Origin of the sequence: Profundicola chukchiensis, assembly GCF_029664245.1 — a bacterium.
Classification (GTDB): domain Bacteria; phylum Bacteroidota; class Bacteroidia; order Flavobacteriales; family Weeksellaceae; genus Profundicola; species Profundicola chukchiensis.
The window spans coordinates 217,628-230,332 of record NZ_JANAIE010000005.1 but is presented as its reverse complement, the minus strand read 5'-3'; the positions used below and the strand labels follow the sequence as shown (position 1 = coordinate 230,332).

Annotated in this window: 8 protein-coding genes and 1 tRNA gene; 3 read left to right on the top strand and 6 right to left on the bottom strand. The window is 34.0% G+C overall.

What is annotated here, in order from left to right; translation table 11 throughout:
• Positions 1-555: 555 nt before the first annotated feature.
• From lpdA to clpB, 3 genes are all read right to left on the bottom strand, one after another.
• Entirely contained in the window at positions 556-1,944 is a 1,389-nt protein-coding gene (lpdA, locus tag NLM59_RS08785; RefSeq protein ID WP_304417398.1) for a dihydrolipoyl dehydrogenase, read from the bottom strand.
• A gap of 254 nt (positions 1,945-2,198) precedes the next feature.
• Positions 2,199-3,044 carry an OmpA/MotB family protein gene (locus NLM59_RS08780; protein WP_304417397.1) on the bottom strand — a complete coding sequence of 282 codons (846 nt, stop codon included), beginning with the start codon at positions 3,042-3,044 and terminating at the stop codon, positions 2,199-2,201.
• A 232-nt stretch (positions 3,045-3,276) separates the two neighbouring features.
• Entirely contained in the window at positions 3,277-5,868 is a 2,592-nt protein-coding gene (clpB, locus tag NLM59_RS08775; protein WP_304417396.1) for an ATP-dependent chaperone ClpB, read from the bottom strand.
• A 275-nt stretch (positions 5,869-6,143) separates the two neighbouring features.
• On the opposite strand from clpB, the gene NLM59_RS08770 reads away from it, so the two are divergent.
• Entirely contained in the window at positions 6,144-6,572 is a 429-nt protein-coding gene (locus tag NLM59_RS08770) for a DUF2147 domain-containing protein (protein WP_304417395.1), read from the top strand.
• Positions 6,573-6,690: 118 nt separating this feature from the next.
• Here the strand turns inward: NLM59_RS08770 and NLM59_RS08765 are convergent.
• The 3 genes from NLM59_RS08765 to NLM59_RS08755 all read right to left on the bottom strand — a co-directional run bounded on the left by NLM59_RS08765 (position 6,691) and on the right by NLM59_RS08755 (position 8,401).
• Positions 6,691-6,764 (bottom strand) — tRNA-Arg (locus tag NLM59_RS08765).
• A gap of 47 nt (positions 6,765-6,811) precedes the next feature.
• A complete protein-coding gene (locus tag NLM59_RS08760) occupies positions 6,812-7,789 on the bottom strand; it encodes a YpdA family putative bacillithiol disulfide reductase (protein ID WP_304417394.1) in 978 nt (325 codons plus the stop codon).
• Between the two features lie 45 nt (positions 7,790-7,834).
• On the bottom strand, positions 7,835-8,401 hold the full coding sequence (locus tag NLM59_RS08755; RefSeq protein WP_304417393.1) for an anthranilate synthase component II: 567 nt from the start codon (positions 8,399-8,401) through the stop codon (positions 7,835-7,837).
• Between the two features lie 73 nt (positions 8,402-8,474).
• Here NLM59_RS08755 and sbcD point away from each other — a divergent pair, with 73 nt between their 5' ends.
• Entirely contained in the window at positions 8,475-9,689 is a 1,215-nt protein-coding gene (gene sbcD / locus NLM59_RS08750) for an exonuclease subunit SbcD (RefSeq protein ID WP_304417392.1), read from the top strand.
• Complete coding sequence (locus NLM59_RS08745) at positions 9,690-12,704, top strand: SbcC/MukB-like Walker B domain-containing protein (protein ID WP_304417391.1); 3,015 nt, start codon at positions 9,690-9,692, stop codon at positions 12,702-12,704.
• The last annotated feature ends 1 nt before the right edge of the window (position 12,705 follow it).

The following is a 12,705-nucleotide window of genomic DNA, read 5'->3' as shown; positions in this document are numbered from 1 at the left end:
CATGCCTTGCAAATATTATCTCGAAGTAAAAGTCTTTTCATAAAAGTTGAATAATAAGTCCCTCAGAAGCGAGGGACTTTTTTATTGCATAAATCTTAAAACACATATCTATAATTGTTAAGTTTTTAACTAAAGATACATTACACGCCCCATATTTAATAAATTGACAAAAGTCATTAAAAGTAAATCTTCAAATTTTCATGTTTTGGCACATGAATTGGTTATATATAATTGAAGTAAAAGTTTTTTCATAAAGTTGAGAGAAGGTCCCTTGTTAATAAGGGACCTTTTTATTGTTCAAAAGATTAATTTCCCATCCATTTCATTTCAATTCAACCAGTTACAAAATCACAATACTATTCATAAATAATATTTTTCGGACTTAGTGTATTTGGCACACGAATTGCTTTTATTTAATCGAAGTAAAAGTCTTTTCATAAAAGTTGAGTTTGAGCCCCTCAGAAGTGAGGGGCTTTTTTTATGCCCAAAAAGTTGAGACCAAAAAAAAAGACACCAACCAGAGTTGATGTCTTAGATATTCTAATTAATGTGCTATTAGATGTGGATCACCTCATCATATGCAGCAGCTACAGCTTCCATCACCGCTTCTGATAATGTTGGGTGTGGGTGAACTGTTTTTAAGATTTCGTGCCCAGTTGTTTCTAATTTTCTAGCAGCAACAGCTTCAGAAATCATTTCTGTAACTCCTACTCCAACCATATGACAACCTAACCACTCACCATATTTAGCATCGAAAATAACTTTAACGAATCCAGCTGTATCACCATTTGCAGTTGCTTTACCATTCGCTGAGAATGGGAATTTACCAACTTTGATGTCATATCCAGCCTCTTTAGCTTTCTCTTCTGTATAACCAACAGATGCAACTTCTGGAAGACAGTAAGTACATCCAGGGATATTGTTATAATCGATTGGCTCTACATGCATACCTTTGATTTTCTCAACACAAGTAATTCCTTCTGCTGATGCAACGTGTGCTAAAGCTTGAGTTGGCAATACATCACCAATTGCATAATATCCAGGGATATTAGTCTCGTAGAAATCATTAACAATAATTCTACCTTTATCAGTTACAATTCCAACATCTTCTAATCCAATATTCTCGATATTTGGTGTAATACCTACCGCAGATAAAACGATTTCAGCTTCTAAAGTTTCTTCACCATTCTTGGTTTTAACCTGAGCTTTAACTCCTGAACCTGATGTATCAACTGATTCCACAGAAGCATTTGTCATAATTTTGATTCCTGCTTTTTTGAATGATTTTTCTAATTCTTTAGAAACATCCTTATCCTCTACAGGAACAATGTTTGGCATATACTCAACGATAGTAACCTCAGTTCCCATAGTTGCATAGAAGTAAGCAAACTCAACTCCAATAGCACCCGAACCAACTACAATCATTGATTTAGGGAAATTTGGTAAGTTTAATGCTTGACGATAACCAATAACTTTCTTTCCATCTTGTGGTAAGTTAGGCAATTCGCGTGAACGAGCTCCCGTAGCAATGATGATATGATCTGCTGAGTAATCTTTAGTTTCTCCGTCAGCTGAAACAGCAACTTTTTTACCTGGTTTAACTTTAGCTTCCCCGAAGATTACATCAATTTTGTTTTTCTTCATTAAAAACTCGACACCTTTGCTCATTTTACCAGCAACGTTTCTACTTCTTTGAATCACATTAGGGAATTCAAAAGAAACATCGCTTGGCTTATTTAAACCAAATTCTTCTGCATTATTGATATATTTAAAAACCTGAGCACTTTTCAATAAAGCTTTTGTTGGAATACATCCCCAATTCAAGCAAATTCCACCTAAATTCTCTTTTTCTACGATCGCAACTTTAAAACCTAATTGAGAAGCTCTAATTGCAGTTACGTAACCGCCTGGTCCACTACCAATAACTATGATGTCGTATTTCATGTGTTTATTTTTTAATGTACGCAAAGTTAATAATTTTGTTATGAATTGTTTCCATATTAAATACTTTAAAAACAGGATTTAATAGTTTCTAACTTCTCTTCGCTCAAGTTTAACTTATTTTAAAGCATAAACTTTAAAACTTAAATCCGTCTTTAATTAATTTTATTTCCTTAAGTTTTAAATAACAAAAAAAAGCCAACGATTTCTCGTTGGCCCTTTCATAGTCTAGATTTAATAGCTTAGTACGCTAGTAATTAGTCTATAGTTGTTTCTTGAATATCGATTTCTCCTTGTGATTCTAACATAGCCAAGAATTTGTCTAAGTTTGGAAGAATTACAATTCTAGTTCTTCTGTTAATCGCTCTATTTTCCCAGCTATCATTTTCAACGATTGGGTTGTAACTACTTCTGCCAGAAGCAATCATTTTCTTACCTTCAACATTGTATTGTTTTTCCAACAATCTTACGATAGCCGTTGCACGCTCAACACTTAATTCCCAGTTATCCTTAAAGTTAGATTTTCTAATTTTAGTATCATCCGTATGACCTTCAATCATAACTTCCATAGCTGGCTCTGAATTAATTACATTCGCCAATCTCTCTAATAATGGATATGCTTTTCTACTAACATCTGCACTACCTGGTTGGAATAATAATTTATCTGAAATATTAATCATTACTACCGTTTTGTCGATGCTAATATCGATATCATCAGCATCTGAACCTGTACTATCAGCTAAACCTTTCTTTAGGTTATGCGAAACTGCCAAATTCAATGAATCCTCTAAAGTTTTAGCACCAGCTAATTTTGCAGGGTCTACATCCTTCAAAGTTTCTCTCATAGATGCAAGAGATTTGTTACTTAGTGCAGTAACACCTTCTACATATTGCAACTTAGTTTCATTCTCTGCTCTCAAAGAATTGATTTTTGCGTAGTAATCATCAACTTTTTGCTGAACCTGCGTCATTTTATATTCGCAGTTATCTTTTGCAGCTAAAGTTTCTTGATACTTCGTTTCCATTTCGACATACTTTTTCTTAGACACACAAGACGTGGCCATTAAAGCTGCCGCTCCGATAAGAATAATTTGTTTGGTCATAATATAAATATTTGTGCAGTCTAAAGAAAGAATCAAACCAAAGCGGACCTAAAGAAACGTTAATTGATGTTAAAGGTCTAACTTATTAAATTACGAAATCCTACCAAACCCTTATGTAACTTGAGATACACAAGCATTTTAATTTAAATAAATTTTATCAAAAAAAGTAAAAATCCCGAGTAAAAACTTACCCGGGATTACATCAAAACTCAATTATGAAAAAAAAATACCTTTATTTTTGTGTTCTAAACACCAATCCTCCGTCTTCAAAATAATCAATCAACACTACTGAATTGTCTTGAACATTTCCTGCTAAAATTTCTTTAGACAAGTTGTTTAATACTTCTTGCTGAATTGCACGCTTAATAGGTCTTGCTCCAAACTGTGGATCATAGCCAACTTTAGCTAAATAATCAATAGCTTGCTCTGTTGTGTCTAAGACAATATCTTTTTTAGCCAAAATGCTAGACAATCCTCTTAATTGTAATTCAACAATTTCTCTAATCTGTGTCTTATCTAATGGCGTGAACAAGATTGTTTCGTCAATTCTATTTAAGAATTCTGGTCTAAAACTTTGTTTTAATAAGCCAAACACGTCATTTCTTGTAGCCTCAAGAGTAGATTCATAATCTTTATTCTCTAGATCATCAAAGTTCTCTAAAATGATATGCGAACCAATATTAGATGTCATTATAATGATAGAGTTTTTAAAGTTTACCGTTCTACCTTTGTTATCTGTTAATCGTCCATCATCTAAAACTTGCAACAAGATATTGAATACATCTGGATGCGCTTTTTCCATTTCATCTAATAGAATCACAGAATAAGGTCTTCTACGAACAGCCTCTGTCAACTGACCACCTTCGTCGTAGCCAACGTATCCCGGAGGTGCTCCTACCAATCTACTCACAGCATGGCGCTCTTGATATTCACTCATATCAATACGCGTCATAGAGTTTTCATCATCGAATAAATATTCTGCTAAAGCTTTTGCCAACTCAGTTTTACCAACTCCTGTTGGACCTAAGAATAAGAAAGATCCAATCGGTTTTTTCTCATCACTTAATCCAGCTCTGTTTCTGCGAATAGCATCCGAAACTGCTTCAATCGCTTCTTGTTGACCAATTACTCTCTTATGAAGTTCATCTTCTAAATGAAGTAGTTTTTCACGTTCAGATTGCATCATTTTCGTCACTGGAATTCCTGTCCAACGTGCTACCACTTCTGCAATATCTTCTCGCTCAACCTCTTCCTTAATCATTTTAGAATCTTGATTCGCCAATTTAGCTTCAAGCTCTTCTAATCTAGCTTCCTCTTCTTTAATTTTACCATAGCGTAACTCCGCTACCTTAGCAAAGTCACCTGCCCGCTCGGCTCTTTCTGATTCAACTTTAAAATCATCAATTAATTTTCTAGAATTCTGAATACTTTCTGCTAGTCCTTTCTCAGATTGCCAAATAGCATTCAACTCATTTCTAGTTTCATTTAACTCTGATAACTCTTGACGCAATAGCGCTAGTTTCTTTTCATCACCTTCGCGTTTAATTGCTTCAACCTCAATTTCTACCTGCGTAATTTTACGATCAATCGTGTCTAATTCTTCAGGCTTAGAGTTCATCTCCATTCTTAATTTAGAAGAAGCCTCATCTATCAAGTCAATAGCCTTATCTGGCAAAAATCTATCAGAAATATATCTTTCAGATAATTCCACAGCTGCAATTACAGCCTCATCCTTAATTCTAATTTGGTGGTGTACCTCATATTTTTCTTTAATACCTCTTAAAATTGAAATAGCATCTTCTTCATTAGGCTCAGCTACCATCACTTTTTGGAATCTACGTTCTAGCGCTTTATCCTTTTCAAAGTATTTTTGATATTCGTTTAAGGTAGTTGCACCGATTGCTCTCAATTCACCTCTTGCTAAGGCTGGTTTAAGGATATTAGCAGCATCCATAGCTCCTTCTCCACCTCCAGCTCCAACTAGTGTATGAATCTCATCGATGAATAATATAATCTGACCCGCAGCGCCTGTTACTTCTTTCACAACAGCTTTCAATCGCTCCTCAAATTCACCTTTATATTTAGCTCCCGCAATTAAAGCTCCCATATCTAAAGAGAATAGCTGCTTATTCTTAAGGTTTTCTGGAACGTCACCATCAATAATTCTGTGTGCTATACCCTCAGCAATCGCGGTTTTACCTACACCTGGCTCACCAATTAGAATAGGGTTATTCTTGGTTCTACGCGATAAAATCTGCAAAACCCTTCTGATTTCTTCGTCTCGACCAATCACTGGGTCCAACTTACCTTCAGAGGCTAAATCAATGAAGTTCTTAGCATATTTTCCTAAAGCATTATAAGTTTCCTCCTGAGATTGAGATGTAACACGTTCACCTTTTCTCAATTCTTTGGTTACTTCTAAGGTACTTTTATGGTTTACTCCTTGATCTTTCAACAACTGAGCTGCTTTGTCGTTGGAGTTAGATAAAGCTAATACCAAGTGCTCAACGCTCACATATTCATCCTTCATTTTCTGAGCTTCATTCATAGCATCATTCAGCACTCTAGATAAGTTCTGTGATACGTGCATATTTCCGCCCGAAACCTTAGAATAAGTTTGGATTAACTCATCTATTTCTTTTTTAAGATAATCTATATTGACACCTTGCTTACTCAGAAGATACTCAACCACTTGATTATCTTCTTGCAACATCCCTTTGATGAGGTGTCCAACTTCTATCGCCTGTTGACCAGAGGCTTGCGCGAGTTGCTGCGCTTTTTGCACGGTCTCCTGTGCTTTTATTGTAAATTTATTTAAGTCCATTAGGTTTTATATTAAGTTAGTTTAATTTCAAAATATTAGCTGAAAAAGAATTTTTAAATTCAATTTCAGTGACTAATAATCAAAATCAATTCCCTTTCGAAAAACTGACAAATCTTCCGTAAAACCTAAATTTTAAACCTTTAAAACTGACGATATTTCACTCACAACCAGTATTATCTGAAATATTGGCATTATTTATGAATTAGATATAAGAAATTCATTAGTCATGAATAATATTTTATTATATTTACAATCAAGAAATTAAAATTTAAATTATGAAAAATCACGTATTAGCCTTCTTGTTCCTATGCTTAGGCTCGTTCATGTTTGCACAATCACCCGTTGGTGTTTGGAAGACCATAGATGATGAAACTGGAAAAGCAAAATCACATGTTCAGATTTATGAGCAAAATGGTGACCTTTATGGAAAGGTAATTAAAATCTTAACTCCGGGTAAAGAAAACGCAGTTTGCACAGGGTGTTCAGGAGAAAAGAAAAACAAGCCCATTAATGGTTTAGTTATTTTAGAGAAAGTTAAAAAAGTAGGAAAAAACAAATGGGATAATGGTACCATTTTAGATCCAAATAAAGGAAAAACCTATTCAGTTTCGATTGAGCTACAAGATGCCAACAAGTTAAAACTTAGAGGTTACATGGGTTTCTCTCTATTAGGAAGAACACAATATTGGGAAAGAGTTAAATAAGATTAAATCTTATTAAGTTATATAAATCCTTTGATTCATTTCAAGGGATTTTTTTTGGTTTAAACCAAATTACTTCAATCGTCAGAAGCAAATAGATATTAAGCTACAAAGAAAAAAGTGACCCCGAGAGGATTCGAACCCCTAACCCTCAGAGCCGAAATCTGATATTCTATCCAGTTGAACTACGGGGCCTCTGATGAGTGGGCAAATTTACAAAATGATTTATAATAAAAATTTATTTAGCCTACATTATTCTTCGTGATGGCCGCTGTAATTCTTTCGGCATGCTCCATAGAGTTTTCGATAAAAAATCTACTGGTATGACTTCCTCCACAAACCACTCCAGCAACATACAGTCCATCTATACTCGTTTCGTGGGTATCGGGATTGTATAAAGGTGTATTATTTTCGTCGGTTTCGCAATTAACGCCGATTTTATTTAAAAAATCATAATCGGGATGATAACCAATCATTGCAAAAACAAAATCATTATCTAAATGCTTTTCTTCCCCATTTTGCTCTATAATAATGGTGTTTCGCTTAATTTCCTTAACTGTTGAATTAAAATAAGCTTTGATAGATCCTTCCTCAATTCTGTTTTCAATATTAGGTTTAATCCAATATTTTACGCTGTCTTTAATCTTATTATCACGAATAATCATGCTCACATCTGCGCCTTTATAATAAAGTTCTAAGGCAATCTGGGTTGCAGAGTTTGCGGCTCCTACAACCGCAACTTTTTGCCCAATGTATGGATGTGGCTCATCAAAATAATGCCTAACCTTCTTCAATTCCTCACCAGGAACATTAAGCTTATTAGGCTGACCATAGAAACCTGTGGCAATCACCACATTTCTTGCTTGATATAAATTTCTTTTTGTCTGAATTGCGAAGACATCATCTGGTTTAGTCACGTTCTTAACTCGCTCGTAATAGGTGACATTTAAATCCCATTTTTCTACCACTCGACGATAGTACTCTAAAGCTTCGTCTCTCTTTGGTTTTTCAAAATTTGACATAAAAGGTACGTCACCAATTTCTAACTTTTGAGAAGTCGAAAAGAAAGTCATGTTTTTCGGGAAGTGAAAAATAGAATTTACCAAAGCACCTTTTTCAATAATTTTATGCGATAGACCTGCTTTTTTAGCTTCGATAGCTACAGCGATTCCCATAGGTCCGGCTCCAACAATTAATACATCATATATTTCTTCAGGCATGACTCAATTTTAATTTAATCTTTTCTCAAACTCCATTCCACAAGATTAAAGGCTCAGCCAATTCTTTAGAATCAATTTTCCTTGTGGTGTTAGGATGCTTTCTGGATGAAATTGAACGCCAGAAATAGGATAGTTTTTATGTTTTAAAGACATAATATTTCCAAATTCATCTTTAGAAGTAATTTTTAAATCAGCTGGAAAATCAACATCATCCACTGCCCAACTGTGGTATCTACCGACTTGTAAAGGCAATTCTATGTTTCTAAATAGATTTTCATCATCAGTTTCAAGTATTTGACTAGAAACACCATGTTTTACACTATCCAATTGTTTAAGGTTTGCACCAAAAGCTTCGGCTATTGCTTGATGTCCTAAGCAAACTCCTAGGATGGGAATTCGATTTTCGTGGTTTTTAATAACATCTAATAATTTACCTGCTTCTTTAGGAATTCCAGGGCCTGGAGACAAAATTATCCTATCAAATTGCTCCAAATCTTTTAAGTCAATTTCATCATTTTTAATGACACTTACTTCCTTTCCCAAAATATCTTCTACCATCTGCACAAGATTGTAAGTAAAAGAGTCATAATTATCTAGAATAAGTAAGTTCATTTGTCATTGAAAAAAGTTAACCAAAAGTAATAGAAATTTTGAGAATGAACCGAATGATTGTTATTTTAGGAGAATGAAAATATTGCATACAGCGGATTGGCACATTGGGAAGAAACTCCATCAATTTGACCTTAAAGAAGATGTAGATCTTTTTGTGGATTGGTTGGTAGATTTAATCCAAGAAAAGGAAATTGATGTTCTACTCATTTCAGGGGATGTATTCGACTTAGCGAATCCTTCTTCTGAGGCTCGCACGCAATATTATCGGTCATTAATTAAGTTCAGACAAATTGATTGTAAAATCATTATAACCGGTGGAAATCATGATTCACCGAATATGCTCAACGCTCCCAAAGAGTTGCTCAACTTACTCAATATTCATGTGGTTGGAGGTATGCCTGAAAATATGAACGAACAAATTATAGCACTTCCGAATAACGAAAACCCGGAATTGATGGTTGCCGCTATTCCTTTCTTAAGAGATGCTGATTTACGCAAAGCTAATGAGGGAGAAACCTACGAAGATCGAATTAAAATTCATCAAAAAGGAATTGAAAATACTTATCTCTCTGCTGCCGAATATTGTTTAGAGAAGCATCCAAATATCCCAATTTTGGCGATGGGGCATTTATATACGGCTGGTGCAACGACCTCAGAAAGTGAAAGAGACATTCAAATGGGGAATCAAGCGATGTTTCATGCGGCGCGATTTGGTGATAAATATGAATATATCGCTTTAGGTCATATTCACAAACCTCAAAGAATTAATAATAATACCCCAACATTTTATAGTGGCGCACCATATCCACTTTCTTTCAGCGAAAGAAATGATGAAAAAAGAGTTTTATTAATTGATACGGAAGAAGGATTTGAACCTACTTCTATCCCAGTACCCGTAAACCGAAAATTGATTAGAATTCAAGGAGATTTAAATGAAATAAGTTTAAAATTACAATCACTTGATGCTCCATATAAATTAACTTCGTTGATTGAGATTCATATGACTGAGAAAGAGTACAGCTCAGAGAAAGTACAGGCTTTAGAGGATTTAATTAATGAATTCGACCAAAGTGGTTATGAAATTATTCATAGAACGATTGCATTTCAAAATAAGATTGTAGGAACAAGTGAATTATATGATTCGAGTCAAAATCTATCGGAATTGGCGCCTTTAGATGTTTTTAATAAAATGATAGAAAATCATGAAATGACAGAAGAAACTCGCAAGGAAATAACCAATGCATTTCAGATCATTTTAGAGGAAGTCGAACAAGAACAACAAGATTAAATGAAGATTTTAAGAATAGATTTTAAGAACATCAACTCTCTACAAGGCGAGCATTCTATAGATTTCAGAGATGCACCATTCTATGGTGATAAATTATTCGCGATTACGGGAGCTACGGGAAGTGGAAAATCAACTTTATTAGACATTCTTGTTTTGGCACTATTTAACCGTACTCCAAGGTTTTCAAAAATTAGTAAAAGCGAAATTGAGCATAATGGCGCCATACTAACTCGTGGGCAAAAAGATGCCTATGCAAGAGTCACTTATGAATGTTCTCAAGGAGAATTCGTTTCTGAGTGGTCGATTTCTACCGCAAGAACTGGCAACCTAAGAGATTATGAAATGCAGGTTTCAGACGTTTTAACCCAAACTTCTTTGGTGGATAAAAAATCAGAAGTTCCCGCCAAAAATGAGGAGTTAATTGGTTTAAAATACGATCAATTTATTAAGTCTGTAATGCTTGCACAGGGTGAGTTTGCTGAGTTTTTAGTTTCAAAGAAAGCCGAAAGAACCATTCTTTTAGAGAAAATTACAGGTACAGACATCTATCGAAAGCTAGGAATGAAGGCTTTTGATAAATATCGCAATATAAAAGGTCAGATTGAGGATTTAGAAAAAAATAAAGCCAATTGGCAAGCAGAACTTTTAGATAAGGAAGTTGTTGCTGAAATAAAAAAGAGTAAAGAAGATTTAGACAAGGACTTAAAGCTTTTATCAGAAGAACAAACTAAGTTTAAGAGCTTTATTGAGTTAAAAAACAACATCTTAAATACACAAAAAGAGCTGACTCAATGGGAAAATCAAGAAAAAGCCAACCAAGAGTCTTTTGAAAAATTTAAGATTAATGAAGGTGTTGCTCTCGAAAAGCACAAACTGGTAGAACCTATTCAGCATGATTTAATCAATTGGAATCGGATTCAGAAAGAAACTAAAGAAAATAAGAATCTACTGAATGAAAATTTAAAAGAATTCGAAAAGATTAATTCAGCTAAAAGCGAATTTAAATCTACCATAGAAAGCCTCTTAAAAAAAGAAGTTTCAGCAAAAGATTATGAGCAAGAACTTTCTAAATTCGAGCAAACTGTAGTTGAGTTAAATCGAACTTCTGAAAAACAAATCAATGAAGGAAGGTCATTAAAAAATGAAATTGAAGCACTTATTCGTCCTTTTAATTTAAAGCTTGAAAAAGAGTATTCAAAAGTAAATGAACAGTTAAAAGAAATTCAATCTAAATCCACTGCATTTATAACAGAAAATAATTTTTCTGTTATTTCTATATCTGAATTAGAGAAAAAATTGACTGAGATTGAAGTTCAGTCGGAGTTGTTGCAAAAAGCAAAAGCAGATGTCATTCATATCGAAAACACTCAGAAAGAAATTAGCACAAATAAAAAGGAAATTTCTGAAATAGAAGAGCTTATTAAAGCTTTACCTAAAACTATTTCTGAGCAGGAAGAGAAATTAAAAAATGAAAATACACTTTTAGAGAATTTCTCTTTAAAATCTGCCAATCAAAAGCTTTTGGCTTCACTAGACGATCATAGAAAGAAATTGAAGGAAGGAGAAGCTTGTCCGCTTTGTGGGGCTTTAGATCATCCCTTTGCCACACATATTCCTGAGGATAACACCGATGAGTTGGATAAACAAATCGAACTTCAAACGAATAAGGTTAAACAAATCGAAACTGACTTAAATTCTAATAAAACAACCTTTAAGCTAAAGTCTGAATCGCTTAATAAACTAAAAACTAAATTAAAAGAACTAGAAACTACTTTAGCTAAGTTAATTAATGATTTTAAGGAAAAGTATAACTATGCTTTAGACACCCATTGGGAAGAAAAATCAAAGGAATTCAAAGACGCACATCAGTTACATAAGAAGGCTATAGAATTTAAAAACCAATTAGAAATAACCTTGATTTCAATTCCAAAAATGGAGAAAATGTTGGCAATTTTGGAAAAGGCTCAAGCTACAAGCAAACAATTGAAAGAGCTTTATAGTGAGCAGGTTCCCATTGAGCAAAAAGTTAGTTCTTTAGAAAGAAAATGGAATGAAATTCAATCTGAGCAAAAGGTGCTTGAAAGCAAAAAAGAGTCGTTAGTTAAAATAGAAAAAGATCTTGAACAAGATTTAAAAGACTTGGTTCCTAAAATCAAAAGCAAAATCCAAGAAACGGACTTAAGTGATATTTCAGAGGCTTTTGCTGCTTTATTGAGTTATGAAGATTTAACTCAGTTAGAAGCTAAACAAAACAAACTTAAAGAGCATAAACAAGAAATTTCTATTAAAAAGAATAGTATTCTGGAATCTCTCAATGAGCTTAAATTAAAAGACAATCCTTTGAGTTTAGAGGAGTTGAACACTCAGTTTTCAACCTTACAAACCCAAGAAACTTCAAAGAAAAAAGACTTAGAGGAAATCAATAGAAAACTCTCTAACCAATCTGATTATCAGAAGAAAATTAAAGAAATTGAAGAAAAAATTAAAGAAGAAAGCAAAAACTCTCGCCATTGGATATTGCTCAACGAATTAATTGGAGATTCGACCGGTAAGAAGTTCAATAATTTCGCACAAGATTTAACTTTAATGCAACTTTTGCATCTGGCTAATCAACGATTGAAAATGTTGAGTAAAAGGTATATCATGGATAGTGCTACAAAAGATGAGGATGAGAGTTTGGTGGTAATAGACAAAGATATGGGAGGACAAAGACGATCGGTAAAAACACTATCGGGTGGTGAAACCTTCGTGCTTTCTCTGGCGTTAGCTTTGGCTTTATCGGATTTAGCTTCGAGCAATGTTCAGATTAATAGTTTGTTCATAGATGAAGGATTTGGAACATTAGACCCAGAAACTTTAGATCAAACCTTGACAACTTTAGAGCAATTGCAAGAAGAAGGTTCGAAAATGATTGGAATCATCAGCCATGTGAGCACTTTGAAAGAAAGGATAGCTACGCAAATTCAGATAGTTCCAAATGGACGTGGATTCAGTTCTGTGAATGTAGTGGGCTAAT